Source organism: Streptomyces sp. MJM8645, from assembly GCF_001625365.1.
GTDB lineage: Bacteria > Actinomycetota > Actinomycetes > Streptomycetales > Streptomycetaceae > Kitasatospora.
Genome location: NZ_LJJF01000001.1, coordinates 3861109 through 3887103, shown reverse-complemented (window position 1 = coordinate 3887103; position 25995 = coordinate 3861109). Strand labels below are relative to the sequence as shown.

The 25995-nt window shown below is 73.2% G+C and carries 24 protein-coding genes and 2 tRNA genes; 16 read left to right on the top strand and 10 right to left on the bottom strand.

The window, feature by feature from the left end; all coding sequences use genetic code 11:
- Positions 1–6 precede the first annotated feature (6 nt).
- Together A6F73_RS16660 and A6F73_RS16655 are read left to right on the top strand one after the other, a co-directional pair.
- Complete coding sequence (locus A6F73_RS16660) at positions 7–564, top strand: YbjN domain-containing protein (RefSeq protein ID WP_063348532.1); 558 nt, start codon at positions 7–9, stop codon at positions 562–564.
- Between the two features lie 119 nt (positions 565–683).
- A complete protein-coding gene (locus tag A6F73_RS16655) occupies positions 684–1844 on the top strand; it encodes a pyridoxal phosphate-dependent aminotransferase (protein WP_063348531.1) in 1161 nt (386 codons plus the stop codon).
- On the opposite strand, the gene A6F73_RS16650 is transcribed toward A6F73_RS16655, so the two are convergent.
- Entirely contained in the window at positions 1824–2438 is a 615-nt protein-coding gene (locus A6F73_RS16650) for a TetR family transcriptional regulator C-terminal domain-containing protein (RefSeq protein WP_063348530.1), read from the bottom strand. The two genes, A6F73_RS16655 and A6F73_RS16650, sit on opposite strands and share 21 nt — an antisense overlap.
- Before the next feature lie 92 nt (positions 2439–2530).
- Between A6F73_RS16650 and A6F73_RS16645 the strand changes: the two genes are divergently transcribed.
- The 5 genes from A6F73_RS16645 (at position 2531) to pyrE (ending at position 8416) form a co-directional block, all read left to right on the top strand.
- Positions 2531–3946, top strand: coding sequence for an amidase (locus tag A6F73_RS16645; RefSeq protein WP_063348529.1), 1416 nt, complete (start codon positions 2531–2533; stop codon positions 3944–3946).
- Positions 3947–4455: 509 nt separating this feature from the next.
- Entirely contained in the window at positions 4456–4986 is a 531-nt protein-coding gene (locus A6F73_RS16640; RefSeq protein WP_063348528.1) for a DUF2617 family protein, read from the top strand.
- 139 nt (positions 4987–5125) lie between these two features.
- Positions 5126–6760 (top strand): polyamine aminopropyltransferase, encoded by a 1635-nt coding sequence (locus A6F73_RS16635; protein WP_244293414.1) that lies wholly within the window; start codon positions 5126–5128, stop codon positions 6758–6760.
- A gap of 93 nt (positions 6761–6853) precedes the next feature.
- The gene (locus A6F73_RS16630; RefSeq protein WP_107452900.1) at positions 6854–7849 is read left to right on the top strand and encodes an SRPBCC family protein; all 996 of its coding nucleotides are present in this window, start codon (positions 6854–6856) and stop codon (positions 7847–7849) included.
- A gap of 30 nt (positions 7850–7879) precedes the next feature.
- A complete protein-coding gene (gene pyrE / locus A6F73_RS16625) occupies positions 7880–8416 on the top strand; it encodes an orotate phosphoribosyltransferase (RefSeq protein WP_063348526.1) in 537 nt (178 codons plus the stop codon).
- A gap of 101 nt (positions 8417–8517) precedes the next feature.
- On the opposite strand, the gene A6F73_RS16620 is transcribed toward pyrE, so the two are convergent.
- The gene (locus tag A6F73_RS16620; protein ID WP_079135742.1) at positions 8518–9237 is read right to left on the bottom strand and encodes a VTT domain-containing protein; all 720 of its coding nucleotides are present in this window, start codon (positions 9235–9237) and stop codon (positions 8518–8520) included.
- A gap of 342 nt (positions 9238–9579) precedes the next feature.
- On the opposite strand from A6F73_RS16620, the gene fbaA reads away from it, so the two are divergent.
- Complete coding sequence (gene fbaA / locus A6F73_RS16615) at positions 9580–10602, top strand: class II fructose-bisphosphate aldolase (protein WP_063348525.1); 1023 nt, start codon at positions 9580–9582, stop codon at positions 10600–10602.
- 114 nt (positions 10603–10716) lie between these two features.
- Here the strand turns inward: fbaA and A6F73_RS16610 are convergent, their stop codons facing one another.
- The gene (locus tag A6F73_RS16610) at positions 10717–11136 is read right to left on the bottom strand and encodes a DUF3151 domain-containing protein (RefSeq protein ID WP_063348524.1); all 420 of its coding nucleotides are present in this window, start codon (positions 11134–11136) and stop codon (positions 10717–10719) included.
- Positions 11137–11258: 122 nt separating this feature from the next.
- Between A6F73_RS16610 and A6F73_RS16605 the strand changes: the two genes are divergently transcribed.
- Positions 11259–12137, top strand: a complete 879-nt coding sequence (locus A6F73_RS16605; RefSeq protein WP_063348523.1) for a DUF3152 domain-containing protein — start codon at positions 11259–11261, stop codon at positions 12135–12137.
- 19 nt (positions 12138–12156) lie between these two features.
- Here the strand turns inward: A6F73_RS16605 and A6F73_RS16600 are convergent, their stop codons facing one another.
- From A6F73_RS16600 to purS, 4 genes are all read right to left on the bottom strand, one after another.
- Entirely contained in the window at positions 12157–12984 is an 828-nt protein-coding gene (locus tag A6F73_RS16600; RefSeq protein WP_063348522.1) for a maleylpyruvate isomerase family mycothiol-dependent enzyme, read from the bottom strand.
- A gap of 65 nt (positions 12985–13049) precedes the next feature.
- Entirely contained in the window at positions 13050–15305 is a 2256-nt protein-coding gene (purL, locus tag A6F73_RS16595; protein WP_063348521.1) for a phosphoribosylformylglycinamidine synthase subunit PurL, read from the bottom strand.
- Positions 15305–15982 carry a phosphoribosylformylglycinamidine synthase subunit PurQ gene (gene purQ, locus A6F73_RS16590; RefSeq protein ID WP_063348520.1) on the bottom strand — a complete coding sequence of 226 codons (678 nt, stop codon included), beginning with the start codon at positions 15980–15982 and terminating at the stop codon, positions 15305–15307. The genes purL and purQ overlap by 1 nt, the downstream gene beginning before the upstream one ends.
- Positions 15979–16233 (bottom strand): phosphoribosylformylglycinamidine synthase subunit PurS, encoded by a 255-nt coding sequence (gene purS, locus A6F73_RS16585; protein WP_045692676.1) that lies wholly within the window; start codon positions 16231–16233, stop codon positions 15979–15981. The genes purQ and purS overlap by 4 nt, the downstream gene beginning before the upstream one ends.
- Positions 16234–16700: 467 nt before the next feature.
- On the opposite strand from purS, the gene A6F73_RS16580 reads away from it, so the two are divergent.
- From A6F73_RS16580 to A6F73_RS16550, 7 genes are all read left to right on the top strand, one after another.
- Positions 16701–17018: an Lsr2 family protein gene (locus A6F73_RS16580; RefSeq protein WP_063348519.1), complete on the top strand. Its 318-nt coding sequence runs from the start codon at positions 16701–16703 to the stop codon at positions 17016–17018.
- 137 nt (positions 17019–17155) lie between these two features.
- A tRNA-Gly gene (locus A6F73_RS16575) sits at positions 17156–17228 on the top strand.
- A gap of 39 nt (positions 17229–17267) precedes the next feature.
- A tRNA-Gly gene (locus tag A6F73_RS16570) sits at positions 17268–17343 on the top strand.
- Positions 17344–17501: 158 nt separating this feature from the next.
- Positions 17502–18512 carry an ABC transporter ATP-binding protein gene (locus A6F73_RS16565; protein ID WP_063348518.1) on the top strand — a complete coding sequence of 337 codons (1011 nt, stop codon included), beginning with the start codon at positions 17502–17504 and terminating at the stop codon, positions 18510–18512.
- Positions 18509–19342 carry an ABC transporter permease gene (locus tag A6F73_RS16560; protein ID WP_063348517.1) on the top strand — a complete coding sequence of 278 codons (834 nt, stop codon included), beginning with the start codon at positions 18509–18511 and terminating at the stop codon, positions 19340–19342. Before A6F73_RS16565 ends, A6F73_RS16560 begins: the two co-directional genes overlap by 4 nt.
- Before the next feature lie 103 nt (positions 19343–19445).
- Positions 19446–20678, top strand: a complete 1233-nt coding sequence (locus tag A6F73_RS16555) for a histidine kinase (RefSeq protein WP_063348516.1) — start codon at positions 19446–19448, stop codon at positions 20676–20678.
- A 28-nt stretch (positions 20679–20706) separates the two neighbouring features.
- The gene (locus A6F73_RS16550; protein WP_063348515.1) at positions 20707–21327 is read left to right on the top strand and encodes a response regulator transcription factor; all 621 of its coding nucleotides are present in this window, start codon (positions 20707–20709) and stop codon (positions 21325–21327) included.
- Between the two features lie 31 nt (positions 21328–21358).
- Here the strand turns inward: A6F73_RS16550 and A6F73_RS16545 are convergent, their stop codons facing one another.
- The 3 genes from A6F73_RS16545 to A6F73_RS16535 all read right to left on the bottom strand — a co-directional run bounded on the left by A6F73_RS16545 (position 21359) and on the right by A6F73_RS16535 (position 25751).
- Positions 21359–22258 carry a phosphoribosylaminoimidazolesuccinocarboxamide synthase gene (locus A6F73_RS16545; RefSeq protein WP_063348514.1) on the bottom strand — a complete coding sequence of 300 codons (900 nt, stop codon included), beginning with the start codon at positions 22256–22258 and terminating at the stop codon, positions 21359–21361.
- Positions 22259–22331: 73 nt separating this feature from the next.
- The gene (locus A6F73_RS16540) at positions 22332–23951 is read right to left on the bottom strand and encodes a N,N-dimethylformamidase beta subunit family domain-containing protein (protein ID WP_244293413.1); all 1620 of its coding nucleotides are present in this window, start codon (positions 23949–23951) and stop codon (positions 22332–22334) included.
- Positions 23952–24170: 219 nt separating this feature from the next.
- A complete protein-coding gene (locus A6F73_RS16535) occupies positions 24171–25751 on the bottom strand; it encodes a hypothetical protein (RefSeq protein WP_063348513.1) in 1581 nt (526 codons plus the stop codon).
- Between the last annotated feature and the right edge of the window lie 244 nt (positions 25752–25995).

Genomic DNA, 25995 nt, shown 5'->3' with positions numbered 1-25995 from the left:
GACCCCATGAGCATCGACCCGTCGTCCATCCCGTCGTTCGGCGCGCCCCAGGGCGGCGGCCAGCCCGGCGACCAGGGGCGGCCGGCCGGCCCGCCGCCGATCATCGTCCCGGACCAGGGCCTGGTGACCCAGCTGCTGGACCAGATGCAGCTCAAGCACGTCGTGGACGAGGAGGGCGACCTCACCGCCCCCTGGGAGGGCTTCCGCGTCTACTACATGTTCCGCGGCGAGCAGAAGGAGCTCTTCGCGGTGCGCGCCTTCTACGACCGCGCGTACCCGCTGGAGAAGAAGGGCGAGATCCTCGACCTCATCGACGAGTGGAACCGCGAGACCCTCTGGCCCAAGGTCTACACCCACACCCACGAGGACGGCGTGGTCCGCCTGATCGGCGAGGCCCAGATGATCGTCGGCACCGGCGTCAACCTGGACTACTTCGTCACCACCACCGCCAACTGGACCCAGGCCGCCGTCGGCTTCGAGCAGTGGATCGTCGAGCGCCTCGGCCTGCAGAACGAGATCGAGGGCGAGGACGGCGAGACCCCCGAGGGCACCAACGAGGCGTGACCCTGCCCGCCCCGCGAGCGCACGGCCCGACCACTTGGCCCCAGGTGGTCGGGCCGTCCTTGTCCCCGGCCCCCGGCTGACCCAGGATGGGGCCGACGACGACGCGTGAGGAGCCACCGATGGGCAACAGGCCGCTGCTGAACCGCCGACTGGCCGGTATGGGGACGACCATCTTCGCCGAGATGTCGGCCCTGGCCACGGCCACCGGCTCGATCAACCTCGGCCAGGGCTTCCCCGACACCGACGGCCCGGCTTCGGTGGCCCGGGCCGCTGCCGACGCCGTGCTGAACGGCCGCGGCAACCAGTACCCGCCCGGCCCCGGCATCCCCGAGCTGCGCGCCGCGATCGCCGAGCACCAGCAGCGCTTCCACGGCCTCTCCTACGACCCGGACACCGAGGTGCTGGTCACCGCCGGCGCCACCGAGGCCATCGCCGCCACCCTGCTCGCCCTGCTGGAGCCCGGTGACGAGGTGATCGCCCTCGAACCCTTCTACGACTCCTACGCCGCCTGCATCGCCATGGCCGGCGCCACCCGCCGCCCGCTCACCCTGCGCGCCCCGGACTTCCGCCCCGACCTGGACGAACTGCGCACCCTGATCACCCCGCGCACCCGCCTGCTGCTGATCAACACCCCGCACAACCCGACCGGCACCGTGCTCACCGCCGACGAGCTGGCCGCCATCGCCGCCCTCGCCGTCGAACACGACCTGCTGGTCGTCACCGACGAGGTCTACGAGCACCTCGTCTTCGGCGCCACCCACCACCCGATCGCCGCCCTGCCCGGCATGCGCGAGCGCACCGTCTCCATCTCCTCCGCCGGCAAGACCTTCTCCTTCACCGGCTGGAAGGTCGGCTGGGTCACCGCGAACCCGGCCCTGGTCACGGCCGTCCGCACGGCCAAGCAGTACCTCACCTACGTCAGCGCCGGCCCCTTCCAGTACGCCGTCGCCGAGGCGCTGCGGCTGCCCGACAGCTACTTCGACGGCTTCCGCGCCGACCTGCTCCGCAAGCGCGACCTGCTGGTCGACGGGCTCACCGCGGCCGGCTTCCGGGTGTTCACCCCCGAGGGCACGTACTTCATCACCACCGACATCACCCCGCTCGGCGAGAAGGACGGCATCGAGTTCTGCCGCGCCCTGCCGGAGCGCTGCGGCGTCGTCGCCATCCCGAACGCCGTCTTCTACGACAACACCGAGGCCGGCCGAAGCCTGGTCCGCTTCACCTTCTGCAAGCAGGACTCCGTGCTGGAGGAAGCGGTGTCACGGCTCCAGCGCCTCTGAGCCATCGCCCGGCCGCCGCCCGAGGCCGGACAGGTGGGCGTTCAGGATCGCCCGGGCCTCGGGTGCGGTGAGGCGGCCGACGAGGACGTGCGTGGTGAGCCCGTCGGCAAGGGCCAGCAGCGTCTTCGCCTCCCGGGCGGCGTCCGGCCCGGCCGCCGGCGAGGCCTCGGCGATCAGCCGGGCGAACAGGCCCTCCAGGGCGGCGTAGTCGGCGTTCAGCGGGCCCGCCAGCCGCTCGTCGACGGCGGCCTGTGCGACGAAGGCCAGCCAGACCCGCGCCTGGGAGCGCTGTCCGTCGCCGAGCAGCGCCACCTCGGCGGCCGCGTGTGCCAGGGCGGCGGCGGGCGAGGGCGCCGGGTCGTCGGCGGGGTACGCCTGGACCCGGGCGGTGATCTGCTCGCCGACGTGGCCGAGGGCGAAGCGGAGCATCTCGTCCTTGGTGCGGAAGCAGCGCTGGACGGCGCCGGTCGACACCTGCGCGCGGTCGGCCACGTCGCGCAGGGTCACCCCTTCCAGGCCGCGTTCGTCGGCGAGCCGGCAGACGGCCTCGGCGATCCGTCGGCGTCGGCCGTCGTGGTCCACCTGTCTGGGCACGGGCTCCCCCTCCGATTTATTCGATGCACTCGTATCGGTTCCCAGGCTACGGTACCGATACGAGCGCATCGGAACGAGGAGGGGAGTACGTCATGCAGGACGCCCTGTGGCGACTGACGGCCACCGCGCAGGCGGCGGCGGTACGCGGCAAGGAGGTCTCGGCCGTCGAACTGCTCGACAGCCACCTGGAGCGGATCAGCGCGGTGAACCCGCAGGTGAACGCCGTCACCCAGGTCCTGGCGGAGCGCGCCCGGGCACAGGCCCAGGAGCTCGACCGGCGCCTGGCCGCGGGCGAGGACCCCGGCCCGCTGGCGGGCGTGCCGTTCACCGTGAAGGAGACCACCGCCATCGAGGGCGTGGCCACCACCTTCGGGGTGCCGCGCTTCCGCGACCTGGTGGCGCGGGCCGACGCTCCCCCGGTCGCCCGGCTGCGCGCGGCCGGGGCCGTACCGATCGGGCACAGCAACATGCCCACCATGATCCTGGCCGGGATGCACACCCGCAGCGAGCTCTACGGCGACACCGCCAACCCGTGGGACCGCGGCCGCACCCCGGGCGGGAGCAGCGGCGGCGACGGCGCGGCCGTCGCGACCGGCCTGGCCGCGCTCGGGCTCGGCAACGACTCCGGCGCGTCCATCCGCGTCCCGGCCTCGTTCTGCGGGGTCGCCGGGCTGAACCCGTCCAGCGGCCGGTTCCCCGCCGACCACCGCGCGTTCGGGCCGCAGGACCCGGGGCCGGCCTCCCAGTGGCTGGTCTCCGACGGCCCGCTCGCCCGGAGCGTCGCCGACCTGCGGCTGGCCTACGAGGTGCTGGCCGGCCCCGATCCGCGCGACCCGCGCGCCCTGCCCGTGCCGCGCTACGGCGAGCCGCTGCCCGGGCCGGTGAAGGTCGCGGTGGTGGCCGATCCGGGCGGCCACGGCGTCCACCCGACCGTCCGGGCCGCGGTCGAGCGCGCGGCGGCGGCGCTGCGGGACGCCGGGTACGACGTGCGCGAGGTGGCGGACGTCCCGCGGCTCGACGAGGCCCTGGAGGTGTGCGACCGGATCACCATGACCGAGTTCGCGCCCAAGTGGCCCGCCGTACGCTCCCTGCTCGGCCCGGGCGGCGACCGCTACATCGAGCTGACGATGGCCCGCACCCCGCCCGCGACGGCCGCCGAACTCATGGAGCTGATGGGGAGCTGGCTGGGCATCCGCCGCTCCTGGGCCGAATTCCTGGACGAGTACCCGCTGCTGCTCGGACCGGTGTTCACCGAACCGCCGGTCGAGCCGGGCATCGAGTCCCGGGACGCGGCCGGGTGGGAGCTGGTCCGCACGGCGATGCGGCTGTGCAAGGTGACCAGCTTCGCGGGGCTGCCCGCGGTGGCGGTGCCCACCGGCCTGGCCGACGGACTGCCGACCGGGGTGCAGCTCGTCGGGCGGGCGTTCCGGGAGGACCTCTGCCTGGAGGCGGCGCAGGCGGTCGAGGACCGGCTCGGGGTCCTCGCGCCGATCGACCCCCGGCCGTGAATCGACCCCCGGCCGCGAGGGGAGCAATGATGGCCCGGCGAGTGGGCCCAGTTCTTCTCAACTCACCTGACAGTCATGGTTGGTTGACGTCTGGTTGACGATTGAATGATGCCTGTGAGGCAATTCCCTCAACCTCGGCGGAACGCTCCGACCGCCCTGCCCGCCCGGTGCGTGCAGGGCGGTGGCGCACGAGGCGCGTGCCCGGCGCACTACCAGCGTGCACGGCGCACGACCCGGCCATAGGGGCGCGCGCTGTGCAGAGTCGCACACCGGGTCGATCAGAGCCGGGAAGCAGGTGTGCTCGAAACGGTGAATGCTTGACAAAGTTGGGTAAATCACCGGCGGACCCGGCGTATTCATGCTTCTCTGCTGCTGAATCTCCAGCCGGAATCCCTCCTTCCACGGTCGGCCGCGCCCAGGGCCGCACAGCCACGAACAGCCTCGCCATCGCCTAGGCCTACTCGGTGCTGCTCGGCGGGCGCGCACGGAGCTGAAACGCGGAGCCGAGCATGCTCACCACACTGCAGACCTCCTACACGGACACCCGCGCCGGTGACCTGGCCTGGTGCCTGGGCGGCGACCCGCTGCCCGCTCTCGCGGTCCGCGACCTGAGACTCGACGGAGGCGGCCACCCCGCCACGGCCGGCACCCTCCAGCTGCGACTGCTGGGCGCTTCGCACCAGGTGGTGATCGCCGCCGGCCCCGGCGAGTGCCTGGAGACCGTCGCCTGCCTGCCCGGCCGCCGCACCCCGCTGCCGGCCCGGGTGGCCAAGCAGGTCGGCGGCTGGGAGTACGAGTTCGCGGCCCGGATCGAGGCGCTGCCCCCGCACGACTTCGCGGCCCGCGCCCAGGAACTGCTGGCCCTGGTCGAGGGCCACCCGCGCGGCCTGGCCGGGGTGTTCCCGGGCGACCCGAGCGCCTTCACCGCGCTGGTCACCCAGGGCGGCGCCGACCGGCTGCTCTGGCGGACCTGGCACGCCTACCCGCAGGAGGGCCGGCTGGTCTGCACCCGCTCCTCGCTGGTGGTGTCCGGGGCATGACCGCCGGCCGCCCGACCAGGGTCACGGATCCCTCCATGGCCTATGAATCGCACGCAGGAACGATTCGTCAATCCGGCGTCCCGCACTGTCCGTCGAATGGGCGCAGCTATCCGTCCCGAACGTCCCCTAGCGTTTGTTCGTGATCAACCATCCGGCCGGTCCACCCGCCCGCTCGCGAGTGGACCTCGACGACGGCGCCCCACCCCGGCCCGGGCGGAGCCTCGCCCCCCTGCCCGCCCGCCGTCGGTCCCGGCTGCGCTCCCACCCCCGGCTGGCCCGCCTCACCGTCCTGCTCGCCGCGTTCGTCTGTGCGGCCTGCGGACTCGTCTACGAACTCGAACTCGTGGCGCTCGGCGACTACCTGCTCGGGGACGCGGTCACCCAAACCTCCGTCGTGCTCTCCGTCATGGTGTTCGCGATGGGCCTCGGCTCGCTCCTCGCCAAACGCCTCACCCGGCAGCCCGCCACCGCCTTCGCCCTGGTCGAATGCGCCCTCGCGCTCACCGGCGGCCTCTCCGTCCTCGCGCTCTACTCCTGCTGGGCCTGGATCGGCCGCTACCAGGCCGCCATGGTCGGCCTCACCTGCCTCATCGGCATCCTCATCGGCGCCGAGATCCCGCTCCTGATGACCCTCATCCAGCGGATCCGGCGCGAGGACGCCAGCCGCGCCGCCGCCGACCTCTTCGCCGCCGACTACGTGGGCGCGCTGATCGGCGGCCTCGCCTTCCCCTTCCTCATCCTCCCCGGCCTCGGGCCCGGCGACGGCGCCCTCGTCACCGGCGCCGTCAACGCCGTCGCCGGAGCCGCCGTCGTGCTCTGGCTCTTCCGCGAGGAACCCGCCCCCCGGATACGGCTCCTGCTCTGGGGCGGCTGCGCGCTCGTCCTCGCCCTGCTCGCCGCGGCCGCCGCCGGCTCCGGCGCCATCGAACGCGCCGCCCGGCACGCCCTCTACGGCGCCCAGGTCCGCTTCGCCGCCCGCAGCCACTCCCAGGAGATCGTGCTCACCGGCCCCGCCGAAGGCCCGCTCCGGCTCTACCTGAACGGCCGTCTCACCGTCTGCGGACCCGACGAGTACCGCGGCAACGAAGCCCTGGTCCACCCGGCGATGGCCGCCGGCCCGGACGCCCGCGTCCTGCTCCTCGGCGGCGGCGACGGCCTCGCCCTGCGCGAGGTGCTCCGGCACCGCGGCGTCCGCTCCGTCCGGCTCGTCGACGCCGACCCCGCACTCCCCCGACTCGCCCGCACCGACCCCGGGCTCGCCGCCCTCACCGACCACTCCCTCGACGACCCCCGCGTCCACGCCACCGCCGCCGACCCGATGGCCTGGCTGCGCGGCGCCACGACCGGCGGACCGTACGACGTGGTGCTCGCCGACCTGCCCGCGCCCGCCGACGGCGGACCGGTCACCTTCCACTCCCAGGAGTTCTACGGCCTCGCCACCCGGCTGCTCTCCCCCGGCGGCCGCGTCGCCGTCCGGGCCGGCGGCGACCCGGGCGGCCTCTGGCCGATCGAGTCCGGCCTGCGCACGGCTGGGCTGCAGACCGTCCCGTACGCCGTCCAGGGCAGCGCCACCGCGAGTTGCCGCCCCGACCCGCCGGGCGCCGCCCAGACCTTCCTCCTCGCGGCCGCCGCCCGGCCCCCGCTCACCCTCGCCCCCGACGCCCCACCGCCCCGCGCCCTCACCCCCGACGCCCTCCGCGGCTCCGCCACCCGCCTCGCCGCCCTCCGCCCCGCCCACCCCCCGGCCGCCCTCACCCTGCTCGGCCCCCGCTGAGCCGGGGGCGCGGGGCGGGACGCCGGTGGTCCCGGGGAAGTCGGGTGGCGGTGGGTAGGGACCGGGCGGGGTCGGGTCGGTAGGCTCCCTGACATGGAGCATGAGGTTGTCGTCCCGATGCCCGCCGAGTTGGTGCGGCAGGCCTTGCAGGATCCGGCTCTGCTGGCCCGTAGCGTGCCGGGGCTGAGCACCGAACCGGCCGCGGTCGGCACAGGGCCGGCGGAGGAGATCGGCGGCCGGCTGAAGCTGCGCATCGGCGGCTCCACCATCACGTACAAGGGCGTGCTGTCCCTGATCGAGGGACGCGAGGGCGTGCTGACCGTGTTCGCCGAGGGCCAGGAGGCCCGCGGCAGCGGCGAGGCGACCGCCACCGTCCGGGTCAGCGTCGCGGACGGCGCCGAGGACGGCACCGCGGTGGTCCGCTTCACCGGCGACCTGAGCGCCACCGGCCGGCTCACCGAGTTCGACGAGGAGACCCTCGACGCCGCCGGGCGCCGCCTGCTGGACCGGTTCGCCACCGCGCTCGCCTCCCCGGACGCCGGGCCCGAGCCGGAGAGCGAGAACGACGGCGAGGGCGACCCGGAGACCGGCAGCGAGACCGGCAGCGAAGCCGAGGCCGGGACCGACGCCAGCGTGGTGTTCATCGAGGAGCACCAGGACCAGCCCGGCGACGACCTCGACGACGACCTGTCCGACCTGATCGCCTTCTCCGACGCCGACGCCGAGCGCTTCGGCCTGCCCACCGGCGGCGGCGACGAGGACGGGCCCGAGGAGGGCGTCGCCGAGGAGCTCCCCGCCGAGCCGCTCTTCGAGTACGAGGAGGAGCCGGCGGGCGGCGGCCCGGTGCGCCGCAGCATCGTCGGCCGCTCGGCCGAGGAGGTGGACCACGCGCCGCCGCGCGGGCGGTACGCCCCGGCGCTGCCGGCCCGCAGTGCCCGGGCCCGGGCGGCGTCCCGGTGGGGCGGCGAGGCCGGCGGGATCGTGGTGCCGGGTTCGGGCGGCCGCAGCGCGGTGCCGTGGGTGATCGGCGGCGGGGTCGCGCTGCTGGGTGGCGCCGTGGTGCTGGTCAGGGCCTTGCGTCGGCGCTGACCGGCGGGAGAGGGCCTAGACTGGACGCTCATGAGCAACGACCGCGACGCCCTGCTGGCACAGATCAAGGACAAGGCCGTCGTACACGGCAAGGTCACCCTTTCCTCCGGCAAGGAGGCCGACTACTACGTCGACCTGCGCCGGATCACGCTGGACGGCCAGGCCGCCCCGCTGGTCGGTCGGGTGATGCTGGACGCGACCTCGCACCTGGAGTACGACGCCGTCGGCGGTCTGACCCTGGGCGCCGACCCGGTGGCCGCCGCGATGCTGCACGCCGCCGCCGCGCGCGGGCGTGAGCTGGACGCCTTCGTGGTCCGCAAGGCGGGCAAGGCGCACGGCCTGCAGCGCCGGATCGAGGGCCCGGAGGTCAAGGGCCGCCGGGTGCTGGCGGTCGAGGACACCTCCACCACCGGTGGCTCGGTGCTGACCGCCGTCGAGGCGCTGCGCGAGGCGGGTGCCGAGGTGGTCGGCGTCGCGGTGATCGTGGAGCGCGGCGGCGCGGCCGCGGTCGAGGCGCAGGGCCTGCCGTACGTGACCGCCTACGACCTGGACGACCTGGGCCTCTGAGCCCGGCCGGACCTGACAGTACGAAGGGGCCGGGTCCTGTTTCACGTGAAACGTGAGACGGGACCCGGCCCCTTCGCGTGCACTGCGCGAAGCCCCGGTGCTCAGCCGCGCCGGTGGCGGCCGCCGCTCTGCACGGCGTCGGCCTCGGTGCTCTCCACGGCGCCGCCGGCCTTCCGCTTCTTGCGCTCGCGCAGGACCTCGATCAGGATCGGCGAGATCGAGAGCAGGACGATCAGCAGCACCGCCGGGATCAGGTACTTGTCGATCACCGGGGCGAGCGCGTCGCCGAAGAAGTAGCCGATCAGCAGCATGGACTCGGTCCAGAGCACGCCGCCGACGACGTTCCACAGGAAGAACGTCCGGGCGGGCATCTCCAGGGTGCCCGCGACCGGGTTGAGGAAGGTCCGGACGATCGGCATGAAGCGGGCCAGCACCACGGCCTTGCCGGGCCCGAACTTGTTGAAGTACTCCTCCGCCTTCATCACGTACTCGCGGCGGAAGATCTTCGACTCGGGCTTGTCGAACATCTTCGGCCCGACCTTGACCCCGATCAGGTGCCCGAGCTGGGCCCCCGCGACCGCGGCCACCGGGGCGCCGACGAGCAGGACGGCGATCGGCAGCTTGGCGCCGTCGCCGAGCACCGACGAGGCGGCGTTCGACGCCGCGACGCCGGCGATGATCAGCAGTGAGTCACCCGGGAAGAAGAAGCCGACCAGCAGGCCGGTCTCCGCGAAGATGATCGCGATCAGCCCGATGGCGCCGACGGACGAGATCAGTGATTTGGCGTCGAGAAGGTTGACGGCCAGCTGGTTGTAGTCCACGGCCGCAGGATAGCTGGCCGTTCTGTCCGGAGGCTTCGCCCGGCAGGTGTATCCGGTGTCCGCCGAACGTCGTAGGAGCGGGCCGTCCGCGTCGTCGCCGGCGACGGTCCGACTGGCGGGCTCCTGCTGACCTGCGGGCACGAGTCTGGGAGGATGGCACGGGCGTCCGGTCCGCAGCGGCACACCACCCTCATTGCCGTACCGCGGAGGTCGCTCGAACCTTGGTGCCGGAGAGCCACACCGCAGCGCCGCGCGTCGGCGGCCGGCACGGAGTCGTACCGAAGGCGTACACAGCGTCGGACAGCACCGTCCGTACGCCGCAACCCGACAGGAGCGGATCGCATGCCCATCGCAACTCCCGAGGTCTACAACGAGATGCTGGACCGGGCCAAGGCGGGCAAGTTCGCCTACCCGGCCATCAACGTCACCTCGTCGCAGACCCTGCACGCCGCACTGCGTGGTTTCGCCGAGGCCGAGAGCGACGGCATCATCCAGATCTCGACCGGTGGCGCGGAGTTCCTGGGCGGCCAGCACAACAAGGACATGGTGACCGGCGCCGTGGCGCTGGCCGAGTTCGCGCACATCGTCGCCGCCAAGTACGACATCACCGTCGCGCTGCACACCGACCACTGCCCGAAGGACAAGCTGGACGGCTACGTCCGCCCGCTGCTGGCGGTCTCCGCCGAGCGCGTGGCCAAGGGCCAGAACCCGCTGTTCCAGTCGCACATGTGGGACGGCTCGGCCGAGACCCTCGCCGACAACCTGGCGATCGCCCAGGAGCTGCTGGCCCAGGCCGCCGCCGCCAAGATCATCCTTGAGGTCGAGATCACCCCGACCGGCGGCGAGGAGGACGGCGTCACGCACGAGATCAACGACGAGCTGTACACCACCGTCAACGACGCCGTGCGCACCGCCGAGGCGCTGGGCCTGGGCGAGAAGGGCCGCTACCTGCTGGCCGCCTCGTTCGGCAACGTGCACGGCGTCTACAAGCCGGGCAACGTCGTGCTGAAGCCGGAGCTGCTGCGCGAGCTGCAGGACGCGATCGGCAAGCAGTACGGCAAGACCGACCCGTTCGACTTCGTCTTCCACGGCGGTTCGGGCTCGACCGCGGCGGAGATCGCCACCGCGCTGGAGAACGGCGTCGTGAAGATGAACCTGGACACCGACACCCAGTACGCCTTCACCCGCCCGGTCGTGGACCACATGTTCCGCAACTACGACGGCGTGCTGAAGGTCGACGGCGAGGTCGGCAAGAAGAACACCTACGACCCGCGCACCTGGGGCAAGCTCGCCGAGGCGGGCATGGCCGCCCGCGTGCTGGAGGCCGCGCAGCAGCTGCGCTCGGCCGGCAACCGCCTGAAGTGAGCCCGGTGGCCGGGCTGAGCCCGGCCACCGTGTGAACGCGGATGCGCCCCCCGGTGGACTTCACCGGGGGGCGCACCTGTGTTGTGGGTCCGCTGCCTCAGCAGCCGTGCGGGTCTACTGCTTCAGCTCCGCGTACGCCTCCGCGCTGCTGTCCTTCAGGAACTGCCAGCAGCGGGCCTCCTCCTCGGTGTCCTTGATCGCGCCGGCCGCCCGTGCGAGCCCGGCCAGGCAGCGCAGGAAGCCGCGGTTGCCGCGGTGCTCCCACGGCACGGGGCCGTGGCCCTTCCAGCCGTTGCGGCGCAGTGCGTCCAGGCCGCGGTGGTAGCCGGTGCGGGCGTAGGCGTAGGACTCGACGTAGCGGCCGGCCGCGTAGGCGTCGTCGGCGAGCATCGCCCAGGCGAGGCAGAAGGTCGGGAAGTCGGCGGCCACCTGGGTGGGTGAGGCCGATTCCTCCGCCAGCATGCGGTAGGGCTGCTCGTCCTCCGGGAGAAGGGTCGGGTCGGGGCCGTCGAGAAGATTCCGGTGAATCGCCATGCAGGCAGTCTGCCACCCGAGACGCCAGGGTCAACCGCCGTCCCGGGATCGGCGGCGGCCGCCGGGCGTCTGCATACCCGGTATGTGGACATTCACCCGTTCGCCATGTCAGGGTGTCGATCATGCCCGCAGCCAGATCCGCCGCCAGGAGCAGCAGTGCCCGCGGCCGCCGACGCCGCCGGCCGCCGCGCCGGCTCGGGCCCGGCATGCTCGCGGCGCTGGTCACGGCGGTGGCGGTGCTGGGCGGTACAGCGGCCGTGCTGACCCGCTCCTTGGACGCGCCCGACGGCGGGCCGACCGCCCAGGCGCGGATCGCCCCGCCGACCGAACAGGCCCCCTCACCCGCCGGCCCGACACCGACCCCGACGCCGACCGACACCCCGAGCGAGCCCCCCGCCCCGCCCTCGCCGCCCGCCCCCACCACGCCCGACCCCGGCCCGGCCAAGGGCGCGGGCACCTTCAGCATCGCCGCCGCCACCGCCCAGCCGGTCGGACGCGGCACCGTGCGCCGCTACCGGGTGGAGGTCGAGGACGGCATAGGCATCGACGCCGCCTCCGCCGCCGCCCAGATCCACGGCTTCCTCGGCGACAAGCGCGGCTGGACCAACGACCGCAAGAACGGCTTCCAGCTGGTCGCCGGCGGCGGGTACGACTTCACCGTGAAGATCGCCTCGCCGGCCACGGTGGACCGGATCTGCGGCGCCTCAGGCCTGGACACCCACGGCGAGGTGAACTGCAACGTCGGCAACCAGGTACTCGTCAACTCCAAGCGCTGGAACACCGGTTCACCGCAGTTCAGCGGCCCGCTCGACGAGTACCGGGCGCTGATCATCAACCACGAGGTCGGCCACCGGATAGGCCACGGGCACGAGACCTGCCCCGGCCCGGGCAAGCCGGCGCCCGCGATGATGCAGCAGATCTACGGGCTCAAGGGCTGCGAGCCGAACGCCTGGCCGTACTCGGAGAACGGCACCTACCTCAGCGGGCCGTCGGTGCCGTAGGACGCCCCCTGAAGCGCGGCTACCCGAGCACCGGCAGGTACTCCCGCAGGTCGCTGCGCTCGCCGGAGGCGGAGACCGCCGCCGCGTCCACCGCGGCCGCCCAGCCGGCCCGGCCGGTGGCCAGCCGGATCCAGGTCAGCGGGTCGGTCTCGACCACGTTCGGCGGGGTGCCCCGGGTGTGCCGGGGGCCCTCGACGGCCTGCACGACGGCGTACGGCGGGATCCGCAGCTCGACCGCGCCGCCCGGCGTGCGGTCGGCGAAGGCGTCGGCCAGCAGCCGGGTGACGGCGGCGACGGCCTGGCGGTCGTGCGGGAAGCCGTCGAGGCCGAGCGCGGCGGCCAGGTCGTCGGCGTGCACGACGGCCTCCACCAGCCTGGTCACCAGCATGTCGGCGAGGGTCATCGAGCCGAGCCGGATCTCGAACCGCCGTACCGGGTCGGCGGCTTCGGACCGGTCCAGCAGGCCGGTCAGCGCGTCCGCCGCCCGGGTGAAGGCCTGCGCCACCGAGGCCGCGTCCCCGCCGAAGTCGCCGGCGGCCCTCGCCCGGGCCTGCTCGTCGAGCAGCGGCGCGACCGTGCCGACCGCGGCCACCCACCCCGGCAGGTCCAACGGCGCCCGCCCCTCCAGCGGATCGTCGAGGTGCTCGGGGACGAAGTCGAGCTGGACGGCGAGGTGCGCGATCAGCTCGCGGACCGTCCACTCCCCCAGCCTGGTCGGCCGGGCCAACCACTGCTCGGCGTCCGGGCGTTCACAGAGCTGCCGGACGGCGTCGCGCAGCGCGCCGGTCTGCGCCGCGAGCGCGGTGCGCACCTTCTGCGGCTGGTAGGTACGGGGCTTGGGGGGCATGGCCCCCAACATACGCCGAAGGGCGGACGGCCCCGTCGGACCGTCCGCCCCTCGAACCACGCGGGTCAGGCGAGCAGAGCCTCGATGACGCCGGTGTGGGCGTCCTTCAGCTCGGCCAGCGAGACGGTGAACTGGCCCTGGACGTCCAGGGATTCGCCGTCCACGACACCGATGCGGGTGGCCGGCAGGCCGCGCGCGGTGCACATGTCGTTGAACCGGAGCTCCTCGCTGCGCGGCACCGCCACGACGGCGCGGCCGGCCGACTCGGAGAACAGGAACACGAACGGGTCCGCGCCCTCGGGCACGATGATCCGCGCGCCGTGGCCGCCCTTGAGGCAGCTCTCCACGAGCGCCTGGCCGAGGCCGCCGTCGGAGAGGTCGTGCGCGGCGTCGATCATGCCGTCGCGCGAGGCGGCGATCAGGATGTCGCCGAGCAGCCGCTCGCGCTCCAGGTCGACCTTGGGCGGCAGACCGCCCAGGTGGTCGTGGACCACCTGCGACCAGGCCGAGCCGCCGAGCTCGTCCGCGGTGTCGCCGAGCAGGTAGAGCAGCTGCCCCTCCTCGGCGAAGGCCGCCGGGGTGCGCCGGGTGACGTCGTCGATGACGCCGAGCACCGCGACCACCGGGGTCGGGTGGATGGCGACCTCACCGGTCTGGTTGTACAGCGAGACGTTGCCGCCGGTGACCGGGGTGCCGAGCACCAGGCAGGCGTCGGCCAGGCCGCGGGTGGCCTCGGCGAACTGCCACATCACGTCCGGGTCCTCGGGGGAGCCGAAGTTGAGGCAGTCGGAGATCGCGAGCGGCTTGGCGCCGCCGGCCGCGACGTTGCGGTAGGCCTCGGCGAGGGCCAGCTGGGCGCCGGTGTACGGGTCCAGCTTGGTGTAGCGGCCGTTGCCGTCGGTGGCGACCGAGACGCCGAGGTTGGTCTCCTCGTCGATCCGGATCATGCCCGAGTCCTCGCCGACCGAGAGCACGGTGTTGCCGAGCACGTAGCGGTCGTACTGGTCGGTGATCCAGGACTTGGAGGCCTGGTTCGGGGAGCCGGCGACCTTCAGCAGGTCGGCCTTGAGGCCCTCGCCGGTGGTCGGGCGGGCCAGCCGCTCGCCGGTGGGGGCGTCGGCCTGCAGCGCGTCCTGCCAGCTCGGGCGGGCGTACGGGCGCTGGTAGGTCGGGCCCTCGTGGGCGACGGTGCGCGGCGGCACGTCGACGACGAGTTCGCCGTGCCAGAAGATCTCCAGGCGCTCGCCGTCGGTCACCTCACCGATGACGGTGGCGATGACGTCCCACTTCTCGCAGATCTCCAGGAAGCGGTCGACCTTGCCGGGCTCGACGATGGCGCACATGCGCTCCTGCGACTCGCTCATGAGGATCTCCTCGGGCGAGAGCGTGTTGTCGCGCAGCGGCACGGTGTCCAGCTCGACCCGCATGCCGCCGGAGCCGGCGCTCGCCAGCTCCGAGGTCGCGCAGGACAGGCCGGCGCCGCCCAGGTCCTGGATGCCCTTGACGAGCTTCTCCCGGAAGATCTCCAGGGTGCACTCGATCAGGAGCTTCTCCTGGAACGGGTCGCCGACCTGGACGGCCGGGCGCTTGGTCGGCTTGCTGTCGTCGAAGGTCTCGGAGGCGAGCACGGAGACGCCGCCGATGCCGTCGCCGCCGGTGCGGGCTCCGTACAGGATGACCTTGTTGCCGGCGCCGGAGGCCTGCGCGAGGTGGATGTCCTCGTGCTTCATGACGCCCACGCACAGCGCGTTGACCAGCGGGTTGCCCTGGTAGCAGGAGTCGAAGACGACCTCGCCGCCGATGTTCGGCAGGCCCAGGCAGTTGCCGTAGCCGCCGATGCCCGCGACGATCCCGGGCAGCACGCGCCGGGTGTCCGGGTGGTCGGCCGCACCGAACCGCAGCGGGTCCATCACGGCGACCGGGCGGGCGCCCATCGCCAGGATGTCGCGCACGATGCCGCCGATGCCGGTGGCCGCGCCCTGGTAGGGCTCGATGTACGACGGGTGGTTGTGCGACTCGACCTTGAAGGTCACGGCGTAGCCCTGGCCGACGTCGACCACACCGGCGTTCTCGCCGATGCCGACGAGCATCGCGTCCGAGTCGGGCTTCTTGTCGCCGAACTGCTTCAGGTGGACCTTGCTGCTCTTGTACGAACAGTGCTCCGACCACATGACCGAGTACATCGCGAGTTCGGCGCCGGTCGGGCGGCGGCCGAGAATCTCGCGGATGCGCGTGTACTCGTCCTCCTTGAGGCCGAGTTCGGCCCAGGGCTGGGCGACGTCCGGGGTCTGCTCGGCGTTCTTGACGGTGTCGAGGCTCATCAGGCGTTCACCAGCTGCTTCAGGACGGAAGTGAAGAAGCCCAGGCCCTCGACGGTCGGACCGGTGAGCGGCTCCACGGCGTGCTCCGGGTGCGGCATCAGGCCGACGACATTGCCGGCGGCGTTGGTGATGCCGGCGATGTCGCGGTACGAACCGTTCGGGTTGACGTCCACGTAACGGGCCACCACCCGGCCCTCCGCCTCCAGTTGGTCCAGGACGCGCTCCTCGGCGACGAACCGGCCCTCGCCGTTCTTCAGCGGAACGACGATTTCCTGGCCCGCCGAGTAATCCCGGGTCCAGGCGGTACCGGTGTTCTCGATGCGCAGCTTCTGGTCGCGGCAGACGAAGTGCAGCGAGTCGTTGCGGGTGAGCGCGCCGGGCAGCAGGTGCGATTCGCAGAGCACCTGGAAGCCGTTGCAGATACCGAGGACCGGCATTCCCAGCTTCGCCTGCTCGATGACGGTGTCCATCACGGGCGAGAAGCGGGAGATCGCGCCGCAGCGCAGATAGTCGCCGTAACTGAATCCGCCCGGCAGGACGACGGCGTCGACCTGGTGGAGATCCTTGTCACGGTGCCAGAGCGCGACCGGCTCGGCGCCGGCCAGGCGGACCGCGCGCTGGGCGTCACGGTCGTCGAGGGAGCCGGGGAAAGTGACGACGCCAACGCGGGTGGTCACTTCGCCGCCTCCTCGACGCGGACGGTGAAGTCCTCGATCACGGTGTTGGCGAGAAAGGTCTCGGCGGCTTCGCGGATACGGGCGAGCGCGGCGTCGTCGACCGGGCCCTCCACTTCCAGCTCGAAACGCTTGCCCTGGCGGACGTCGGCGATCCCGGTGAATCCGAGACGGGGCAGTGCACGCTGCACCGCCTGGCCCTGGGGGTCGAGGATCTCCGGCTTGAGCATGACGTCGACTACGACGCGTGCCACTGGCACTCCCGGTGGTGTCTTCGGTGAGGCGGGGGAACTCCAGACTACCGGGGGTTTCGGGCGGGATTGCTGGCCGGGGCAGGCGACGCGCGTAGACCCGAGACCCTTACGCGGCAAGGGATCCACGCCCGTGAACCCCCGGCCGGGCCGCGCGGTTTCCACGGATTCGGCCCCCGGAACGAGAACACCCGAAGAACACCCGAATACGGCACTCCGGGACAGATCGACCCGTCCCGCACTCCGGTATCCAGCACTCCGGCGAAGACACGTGAATATCCGGAAAAGAATGCCGGACTCTTCGATTTCGACCCCCTTCGGGTGCAGAATAGGGCCACCTGTCGCGGCAAGTGCTGCGTATCCGGCGGGCCACCAGGCCTGCCCGTATGCGCTTGCGCGAGTGGTGCACATCAGGCCCCCGGACGCACCCCGCGGACCGGCGGCCGAATTGCCCGAGAGGATTGACACCCATGGCTCAGCGTGTAGTTGTCACGCTCTCCGACGACCTGGACGGCGGCGCCGCGGCGGAAACCGTCCACTTCGGCGTCGACGGGAAGTCGTACGAGATCGACCTGTCCGTGGACAACGCGGAAAAGCTGCGGGAGGCCCTCGCTCCGTTCGTCGCGGCCGGCCGCCGCCAGAGCCGCACCGGAAAGTCCTTCCGCCGCACCGCGCTCACCCCGGACCCGGCCGCGGTGCGCGCCTGGGCCCTGTCGCGCGGCATGGAGCTGCCGGCCCGCGGACGCATCCCCAAGCACGTGTACGAGCAGTTCGCCGAGGCGAACTGACCGCCCCGGGCACCCCGGTCGCCCCGCCCGCCTGGACCGAAAGGGTGGGGCGACCACCCCGAACGATGCTGTAGAGTAATCCTCGTCGCCGCAACGGAGAGATCCGAAGAGGCGGCGGGTGCCCCACCAGGCACCGTGCGGACGTGGCTCAGTTGGTAGAGCATCACCTTGCCAAGGTGAGGGTCGCGAGTTCGAATCTCGTCGTCCGCTCGCAGTGTGCGAGCACAGCACAACTCCATAGTTAGACCTGCGGACGTGGCTCAGTTGGTAGAGCATCACCTTGCCAAGGTGAGGGTCGCGAGTTCGAATCTCGTCGTCCGCTCCAGAACGAAAGGCCCCCTCGATCGAGGGGGCCTTTCGGCATTCCCGCGCCACCTTGATCCCGGGCCCATGACATTTGTCATCGCCGACCCGTGGATCTCCACCGCCGGCTCATGACGGCGCGCACTGCCCGCCCGGCCGGGGAGGCGGAAGGCTTGAGCCATGGAAACGAGCCAGCCCCTGCGCCCCGGCGACAGCGTGATCGAGGTCACCGACCTGCACCGCCACTACGGCACCGGCACCACCGGCTACCACGCCGTCCGAGGCATCGACCTGACCGTCGGCCGCGGTGAGCTGTTCGCCCTGCTCGGCACCAACGGGGCGGGCAAGACCTCCGCCATGGAGCTCATCGAGGGCCTGGCCGCCCCGTCCGGCGGCACCGTCCGGGTGCTCGGCCACGACCCCCACCGGGAGCGCGCCGCCGTCCGCCCGCGGATCGGCATCATGCTCCAGGAGGGCGGCTTCCCCGGCGACCTCACCATCGCCGAGACCGGCCGCAGCTGGGCCGGCATGACCAGCGGCGCCCGCCCGGTCGACGAGGCCCTGGAGCTGGTCGGCCTCGGCCACCGCCGTGACGTCCGCGTCAAGCAGCTGTCCGGCGGCGAGCGGCGCCGGCTCGACCTCGCGATGGCCCTGCTCGGCCGCCCCGAGGTGCTCTTCCTGGACGAGCCCAGCACCGGCCTCGACCCCGAGGCGCGCGCCGCCGTCTGGCGGCTGGTCCGCGAACTGCGCGCCCAGGGCACCACCGTGCTGCTCACCACGCACTACCTGGAGGAGGCCGAGGAGCTCGCCGACCGGCTGGCCATCATGCACGGCGGCCGGGTCGTCACCACCGGCACCGTCGCCGAGGTGATCGCTGGCCGGCCCTCCCGGATCAGCTTCGACCTCCCCGAGTTCACCGGGACCGCGCTGCCGGTCCTCGCCGGGGCCGAGATCGCCGTCGACGGCCGCAAGGTCACCGTGCAGACCGGCGGCCTCCAGCGCACCCTCTTCGAACTACTCGGCTGGGCCCAGCAGCACGGGATCGCGCTCGGCTCCCTGGACGCCCGCAGCGCCTCGCTGGAGGAGGCCTTCCTCGCCATCGCCTCCGAGGCCGCCCACCAGGCCCCGCCCCAGTCGCCCGCCCCCACCGCCCGCACCGCCCGCCGCCGCCTGATCGGATCCGCCCGATGACCACCGCCACCGCCGCCAAGACCGCCGCCGGCCCGCAGAGCACCACCGCCCGCCGGCTGCTCTCCCTCGGCCGCGCCGAGGCCACCCTGCTGCTGCGCAACCGGGCCGCCCTGTTCACCGCGCTGCTGCTGCCGCTGCTGCTGATCGCCGGCCGGCGCAACATGCTCAAGCAGCAGGCCGAGTCCCACCCCGGGCTGGACGTCGACACGCTGCTGATCACCGGCACCATCGGCGGCATCCTCGCCTTCGTCGTCTACTACAACCTGACCGCCGCGTACGTCGCCCGCCGCAACGAGCTGGTGCTCAAGCGGCTGCGCACCGGCGAGGCCCGGGACATCGAGATCCTGGCCGGCACCGCGGTGCCCTCGGTGAGCCTCGCCCTGATGATGTGCGCCGTGGTCGGCGTCGGCGCAGCCGCCCTCCTCAAGCTCAGCACGCCGGTGAACCCGCTGCTGCTGGCCGTCGGGCTGGTCCTGAGCATCGCCGTCTTCATCGCACTGGCCGCCATCTCCAGCGCCTTCACCAAGACCGTCGAGACCGCCGGCATCACCACCCTCCCGGTGCTGCTGGTCTCCCAGTTCGGCTCCGGCCTGCTCATCCCGCTGGAGATCATGCCCCCCGGGCTGGCCGACTTCTGCCGCCTGCTGCCCACCACCCCGGCCTTCCAGCTGATCCGGATCGGCTGGACCGGCAGCGACGGCTCGGCCGCCGCCACCGGTTTCGCCGGCACCTGGTCCACCGCCGCCCCGCACCTGGTGACCGGCGCCGTCTGGCTCGGCCTGGCGGTCTGGGGCGCGGTGCGCTACTTCCGCTGGGAGTCGCGCCGCTGACGCCCCGGCGGGCACCCTCTCTGGAAGTGCGAAGGTCAGACCCCCGTTCCGCCTCTGATATGAAGGTAGCGACACGATCTTGATCGATACGGGGAGCGATTCGATGGCCGTCCAGGGGCCGGTTCGCAGATGGAAGGGCTTCGGCAAGCCCCAACGCGCCGAGCTGTACTTCCGCTGGTCGCTCTACATGGTGGCCTGGTGCATCGTTCCGGTGAACCTGGTGCTCAGCGCCTCCTCCGTCGCGAACCTCGACCGGTCGGTCGGCGCCGTCCGGGTCACCCTGGTCGTCTCGCTCGCGTCCACCCTGCTCTGCCTCCGGGCGTTCCGCACCTCGCTCGACCACTACCTGCACCGCCCCGCCGAGCACCTGCGCTGGCTGATCGTCAACAGCGCGCTCTCGGTCGCCGGTTCCTGGGCCGTCCTGCTGCTGGGCCCGTCCGCCGCCGAATCCGGGCAGCCCGGAGGAACGCCGTTCACCGCGGCGATCGCCATCGCCATGCTGTGCGCCGCCATCGGTCCGATCAGCGTGGGCCTGCCCCTGCGCCAGGTCTTCCCCGCCGGACTCGGCCTGATCCTGCTGACCGCCCCGGCGATGCTGCTGACCGGGGTGAGCCCCGCCACCACGGCCGGACTGGCGGTCGGGGCGGCGATCAGCCTGACCGCCCTCGTCGGCACCTGCCGCAGCTTCGCCTGGGTGACCGCGATCATCTGGGAACTGGAGACCGCCCGCGAGGCCCAGTCCCGGCTGGCCGTCGCCGAGGAGCGGCTGCGGTTCTCCCGCGACCTGCACGACGTGATGGGCCGCAACCTCACCACCATCGCGCTCAAGAGCGAACTCGCCGTCCAGTTCGCCCGCCGCGGGCGCCCGGAGGCCGCCGACCAGATGGCCGAGGTGCAGCGGATCGCCCAGGAGTCACAGCGCGAGGTCCGGGACGTCATCCGCGGCTACCGCACCGCCGACCTGCACGCCGAGGCGATCGGCGCCCGCGCGGTGCTCCGCAGCGCCGACGTCGCCTGCGAGATCGACCTCGGCGAGAACGCCGACCAACTGCCGCCGCCGATCCAGTCGGTGCTCGGCTGGGTGATCCGCGAGGCCACCACCAACGTGCTGCGGCACAGCGAGGCCGCCCACTGCCTGATCCGGCTGGACCTCCAGGACGGCCGCGCCGTCCTGGAGCTGGAGAATGACGGGGTGCCCGCCGTCCCGCTCCCCTCGCTGGGCGGCGGCACCGGACTGCGCGGCCTGCGCGAACGGCTGGCCGCCCACGACGGCGAACTGACCATCCCCGAGACCGCCCAGGGCACCTTCCGGATGCTCGCCGCCGTACCGCTCTGACCCGCACCCACCGACGGAGGACCGCCCGATGACCGACCCCGCACCCGTGCGCGTCCTGCTCGCCGACGACGAGCACCTGATCCGGGGCGCGCTGGCCGCGCTGCTCTCCCTGGAGGAGGACATCACCGTGGTCGCCGAGGCCGGCTCCGGGCCGGAGGCGCTGGCGATGGCGCAGGCCCACCGCCCGGACGTCGCGGTGCTGGACCTCCAGATGCCCGGCAAGGACGGCATCGAGGTGGCCACCGAACTGCGCCGGCTGCTGCCGGACTGCCGCTGCATGATCGTCACCGGCCACGGCCGCCCCGGCTACCTCAAGCGGGCGCTGGAGGTCGGGGTGCGCGGCTTCCTGCCGAAGACCGTCTCGGCGGCCGACCTGGTCGGCATCATCCGGACCGTCCGGGCCGGCGGCCGGTACGTGGACCCGGAGCTGGCCGCGGACGCGATCAGCGCGGGCGAGACCCCGCTCACCCCGCGCGAGACGGACGTCCTGGAACTGGCCGCCGACGGCACCTCGATCACCGAGATCGCCGAACGGGCGGCACTGTCCCCCGGCACCGTCCGCAACTACCTGTCCTCGGCGGCCGGGAAGCTGGGCGCCGAGAACCGGCACGCGGCGGTGCGGATCGCCCGCGAGCACGGCTGGATCTAGGTCCGGGCACGGGCTCGCGGGCGGCCGGGCGTCAGGCCCAGGCGGTGCCGGTCAGCCGCTCGTACACCTCGATGTACTTGGCGCGGGTCTGCTCGACCAGCTCTGCCGGCAGCTCCGGCGGCGGCTGCTCGCTGTAGCGGTCCCAGCCGGAGGCCGGGGAGACCAGCCAGTCTCGGATCAGCTGCTTGTCGAAGGACGGCTGCGAGCGGCCGGGCTGCCACTCGTCGGCCGGCCAGTACCGGGAGGAGTCCGGGGTGAGCACCTCGTCGCCGATCAGCAGCTCGCCGTCCAGCAGGCCGAACTCGAACTTGGTGTCGGCCAGGATGATGCCGCGGTCGCGGGCGATGTCCCGGGCCCGGCCGTAGACGTCCAGGGTGGTGCGGCGCAGCTGGGCGGCCAGGTCGGCGCCGATCCGGCGGGCGGTCTCCTCGTAGGAGACGTTCTCGTCGTGCTCGCCGACCTCGGCCTTGAGCGCCGGGGTGTAGATCGGGGCGGGCAGCTCGGAGCTGTTCTCCAGGCCCTCCGGCAGGGCGATGCCGCAGACCGTGCGGTTCTCCTGGTACTCGGCCAGGCCGGAGCCCGCCAGGTAGCCGCGGGCGACCGCCTCGACCGGGACCATGTCCAGGCTGCGGCAGATCAGCGTGCGGCCCTTCCAGTCGGCGGGGGCGCCGGACGGGACCTCGGTGGAGATCACGTGGTTGGGGACGATGTCGGCGATCCGCTCGAACCACCACAGGGACAGCTGGGTGAGGACGCGACCCTTGTCGGGGATCTCGTTCGGCAGCACCCAGTCGTGGGCGGACATCCGGTCGCTGGCGACCATGACCAGCTCGCCCGACTCGGTCCGGTAGAGGTCGCGCACCTTGCCGGTGTGCAGGTGGACCAGGCCGGGCACCTGGACCGGCTCGGGCTTGGTGACAAATCCGCTCAAGGTGTCTCAGTCCTCAGGGGTCGTTCGCGGGCGTGGGGCGCGCGAAAGGGGAGGTCACTGCCCCCGCAGTCTTTCACGAACCCCCGAGGCCCCGTTTCTGGCCGAGGGCGGCCCCGCTCCGGCCGAGGGCGGCACCGTTCTTGCCGGGGGCGGGCTCGTTCTTGCCGAGGCGGTCGAGCAGGTTCGCGGTGGCCCGCTGGATCCGCTCGTCGGTGAGGCCGGGGCGGCCCAGCGCGGGCGACCAGGCGAAGGTGCCGGCCGCGAACACGTACGCGCCGCTGGGCGCCCGGTACAGCGAGGTCTCCTGGTAGCGGGTGCGGCCGCCGAGGTCCTGGTACGGCGAGTGCGCGAGCAGCACCCGCTCGGTGTGCTCGGGCAGCGCCACCTTGGGGTAGTAGCGGTCGGCCTCGCCGGCGACCAGGCCGGGCAGTTCGTCGCCCTCCTGCAGGCCCGTACCGTCCCAGAGCCAGTGCGCGGTGTGCCGGGCGATCAGCGGGACGGGCGCGGCGACCCGGCCCGAGTACTGCAGGCCGAGCACCTGCTGCTCGGGCTCGCCGGCGTCCCGCCACAGCGCGCTGGCCGAACCGGGCACCCCGACGGCCGGGCTGCCCGGCTGGACCTTCTGCCGCTTGCGGCAGTTGAGCAGCCGGTTGGGTTCGCCGGAGGCGGCGGCGGTCAGCTCGACCCGCCAGTACATGGTGTTGGCGGACAGGAACACCAGCGAGGTGCCGTCGTCCCTGGCCTGCTCGACGGCCCGGCGCATCGGCTCGGACCAGTACTCGTCGTGGCCCGGGAAGATCAGCGCCCGGTGCCGCCCCGGGTCGACCAGGCCCGCGTGCAGGTCGGTGGCGGTGGCGTAGGAGAGGTCGTAGCCGTAGCGCTCGGCCCAGCGGATGAAGTCGTACGCGTGGCCGACGTGCAGCGGCAGCCCGGCGGTGGCGTGCGGGCGGTCGAAGGAGACCGTGACGGCCGCCTCCGGCTCGCCGACCAGGCCGCCCAGACCATCCCAGGCGTGGTAGAGGCTGGCGCCGCTGCGGCCGTCCTCGGGGAACAGGTTGTAGGCCTGCCAGGTCACGTCCGGGACCACCAGGAGCAGTTCGGCGGCGTGCTCCCGGTCCTCGAAGTCCCGGACGGTGAACGGGATATGGCTGCGGTGCAGCATGTCCGCGGTGGTCAGCACGGCGACGTACGCGCCGGGCTTCCAGTGCACCGGGATCTGCAACCGCCAGGAGTGCCACCAGTGGTGGCAGGAGACCGTCCGCTCGACCACCAGCGGGGCGGGCTGGGCCAGCCCGGCGATCAGCGGGCTGGACGTCATGTGGCGGGCGCCGTCGCCGCCGTAGTGGCCGATCCGCCAGACGTCCACGGTGAACTCGCGGGGCGGGTTGACGGTGACCCGGAAGTCCACCGAACCACCGGGGCGGATCACCCCGGCCGAGGCGAAGCCCTTGATCTGCTGGTCCACGTCGTTGGCGCTCTGCGGGGTGCCGACCGGCGGCTTGGGCCGGGCACCGACCGCCAGCGGCCGCTGGCCGGGCGCGTTCACCGAGACGTACCAGGGGACGGCGCCCTCGGCGCCGGCCAGGTACTGGTCCGGGCTGCGCAGCCAGGGCAGCGGGCCCTGGCCGAAGGGGTCGGAGACGCTGTAAGCGTGCGTTCCGGACTCCCAGCGGCGGTTGAGTTCCGTGCCCACGCGCCCCTCCCAGGTGCACTTCCGCCCGGTTGGCACGTGCCCCCCGGATGTGCGTGCGGTCTAATACACCACAGAGTGCTGGCGCTCCGTCACCCTGTGGTCGCAATTGGTGCCGGGAATCTCACGCCCTCCCCCGGCCGGGCCTCCGGCCTGCGAAGACGGCCGCCCGCCGGTCGGTTTGGGGGCGCGCGCCGGAGCGCCGAGCGCCGCCTGTCCGGCTCACAACCGGACGGGTTTCTCCAGACGGACGTCGGCGGCGTCCAGCCAGGCCCGCAGCGGGCCGTCCTGGCCCTGCTCGACGGCCTGGGCGACCGGCCCGGCCAGGTCGGTACGGCGGATCCCGCCCAGCAGCAGCACCGGACCGTCCAGCCAGTCCAGGCCGGGCGCGCCGCCCGCGGTGTCCACGGCGGCGCAGCAGACCATCGCGGTGACGTGGTCGACCAGCAGGTCACGGCCGCTGCGGGCGGTTTCGAGCAGCGGGGCCGGGGCGGTGGTGCGGGCCAGCTGGGCGGCCAGCGCGGCGGCCAGCTGCTCCCCCTCGCCCTCGGCGAGCCGGACCAGCAGCCGGGTGAGCGTCGGGGAGCCGGGGCGGGCCTGCGGGGCGAGCCGGTCCAGGGCGGTCTGGAGGGCGGCAGCACGGGCCCGCCAGCCGGCGTCCACCACGTCGGCCGGGTAGTCGGTCCACTCCAGCTCGTGCCAGGCGCCAGCGGCCGGGCTGCCGAAGAACAGCTCGGCGGCGAGCCGGGAGACCGCCCGGTCGACGGTGCCGGGCTCCTCCAGCAGGTCGCAGGCGGGGCGGTCGCCGAGCCGGGTGCCGTAGCCGTCGGCCAGGCGGTCGCGCCGGGACAGCTCGGTGAGGGCGGAGACGACGCCGGCGTTGAGGTGGGCGGGGTGGCGGCCGAGCCGCCAGGCGGGCAGCGCGACCCGGGTGAGCAGCCGGTCCCAGCCCGCGTAGGCCAGGCCGACCTGCTCCTGGGCGGCGATCCGCAGGCCGTAGTCGACCGTCCTGGCCTGCTCGGAGGCCCAGCTCGCGACGGAGCGCTCCAGCTCGGCGGCGTGGCCGCGGCAGGCACCGAGCAGCCGACAGGTGATCCCGCGGGTGATCCGCTCGGCGAGCGCGGCCGGACCGCGGCGCTCCGGCCGGGGCGGGCCCGCCAGGGTGCCGCCGCCGAGGCCGGGGGCGGCATGGCCGGAGTCCAAGCTGGCGTCCAGGCTGCGCAGGAAGCGGCGGGCGGCGGCGATCTCCGGGTCGGCGGAGGCTGCGGTGCCGGCCACCACGGGGGCGAGCAGGGCGCGCAGTTCGCCGGCCCGCATCCACCACAGGAAGGGCGAGCCGATCACCAGGACCGGGCCGGGCGGCTCAGGGTGCGGCCGCAGCGGGCGGGCCCGCCGAGCCTGCGGCACGTCCTCCAGCCAGCTGTCGCAGTCCGGGGTGAGGGCCACCGCGGAGGGCGCGGGCACGTCCAGCCGGTCGGCGAGTTCGTCGATCAGCCGGTACAGCTCGGGCGCCTCGACGCGTTTCAGCGGGACGGCCGGGGTCCGGGGCGGGACGGCCCGGTGGTAGGCGCGGGCGGTCAGCCCGGCCACCAGGAGGGTCAGCGCGGCCACTGCGCAGACCGCCCAGCGGGCGGCGTCCCACCAGGCGGCGTCGGAGGAGCCGGGTGCGCCGATCCGCCCGGTGAACCGGCCCGCGAGCAGGACCACCGCGACGGCGGCGGGCATGACGGCGGCGGCCAGGGCGAGACCTCGGACCCGCAGGACCGCCTGGGCGTGAGCGCGCGCGGTGTCGACTGCGGCCATACGGTGCGGCACCCCCTTCGGAGCCCTCGGGCGCCCGGCGACGGGCCCTGAGCCGACTCGAAACGATCAGTTCCGACCGGGAAGCGGAGGCGTCCGATCCCCGGTAGTGCATGCTGTGTGGCGCTTCTGCCATGTTCGACGCACCGGCCCGGGTGGGTGTTCCGGATCGCCCCGGTTTCCACTCGTCCCGGTGACACCGCCCGGATTCCGGACGGTCACGACCGGTCCGGTGCGAAGCACCCGG

Coding starts and splice junctions, on each gene's coding strand:
- A6F73_RS16550 (WP_063348515.1), top strand. CDS start 20,707: ATGACCGACCCCGCACCCGTGCGCGTCCTGCTCGCCGACGACGAGCAC.
- A6F73_RS16605 (WP_063348523.1), top strand. CDS start 11,259: ATGCCCGCAGCCAGATCCGCCGCCAGGAGCAGCAGTGCCCGCGGCCGC.
- pyrE (WP_063348526.1), top strand. CDS start 7,880: ATGAGCAACGACCGCGACGCCCTGCTGGCACAGATCAAGGACAAGGCC.
- fbaA (WP_063348525.1), top strand. CDS start 9,580: ATGCCCATCGCAACTCCCGAGGTCTACAACGAGATGCTGGACCGGGCC.
- A6F73_RS16565 (WP_063348518.1), top strand. CDS start 17,502: ATGGAAACGAGCCAGCCCCTGCGCCCCGGCGACAGCGTGATCGAGGTC.
- A6F73_RS16610 (WP_063348524.1), bottom strand. CDS start 11,136: ATGGCGATTCACCGGAATCTTCTCGACGGCCCCGACCCGACCCTTCTC.
- A6F73_RS16600 (WP_063348522.1), bottom strand. CDS start 12,984: ATGCCCCCCAAGCCCCGTACCTACCAGCCGCAGAAGGTGCGCACCGCG.
- A6F73_RS16580 (WP_063348519.1), top strand. CDS start 16,701: ATGGCTCAGCGTGTAGTTGTCACGCTCTCCGACGACCTGGACGGCGGC.
- A6F73_RS16645 (WP_063348529.1), top strand. CDS start 2,531: ATGCAGGACGCCCTGTGGCGACTGACGGCCACCGCGCAGGCGGCGGCG.
- A6F73_RS16640 (WP_063348528.1), top strand. CDS start 4,456: ATGCTCACCACACTGCAGACCTCCTACACGGACACCCGCGCCGGTGAC.
- A6F73_RS16555 (WP_063348516.1), top strand. CDS start 19,446: ATGGCCGTCCAGGGGCCGGTTCGCAGATGGAAGGGCTTCGGCAAGCCC.
- A6F73_RS16560 (WP_063348517.1), top strand. CDS start 18,509: ATGACCACCGCCACCGCCGCCAAGACCGCCGCCGGCCCGCAGAGCACC.
- purL (WP_063348521.1), bottom strand. CDS start 15,305: ATGAGCCTCGACACCGTCAAGAACGCCGAGCAGACCCCGGACGTCGCC.
- A6F73_RS16535 (WP_063348513.1), bottom strand. CDS start 25,751: ATGGCCGCAGTCGACACCGCGCGCGCTCACGCCCAGGCGGTCCTGCGG.
- A6F73_RS16660 (WP_063348532.1), top strand. CDS start 7: ATGAGCATCGACCCGTCGTCCATCCCGTCGTTCGGCGCGCCCCAGGGC.
- A6F73_RS16630 (WP_107452900.1), top strand. CDS start 6,854: ATGGAGCATGAGGTTGTCGTCCCGATGCCCGCCGAGTTGGTGCGGCAG.
- A6F73_RS16655 (WP_063348531.1), top strand. CDS start 684: ATGGGCAACAGGCCGCTGCTGAACCGCCGACTGGCCGGTATGGGGACG.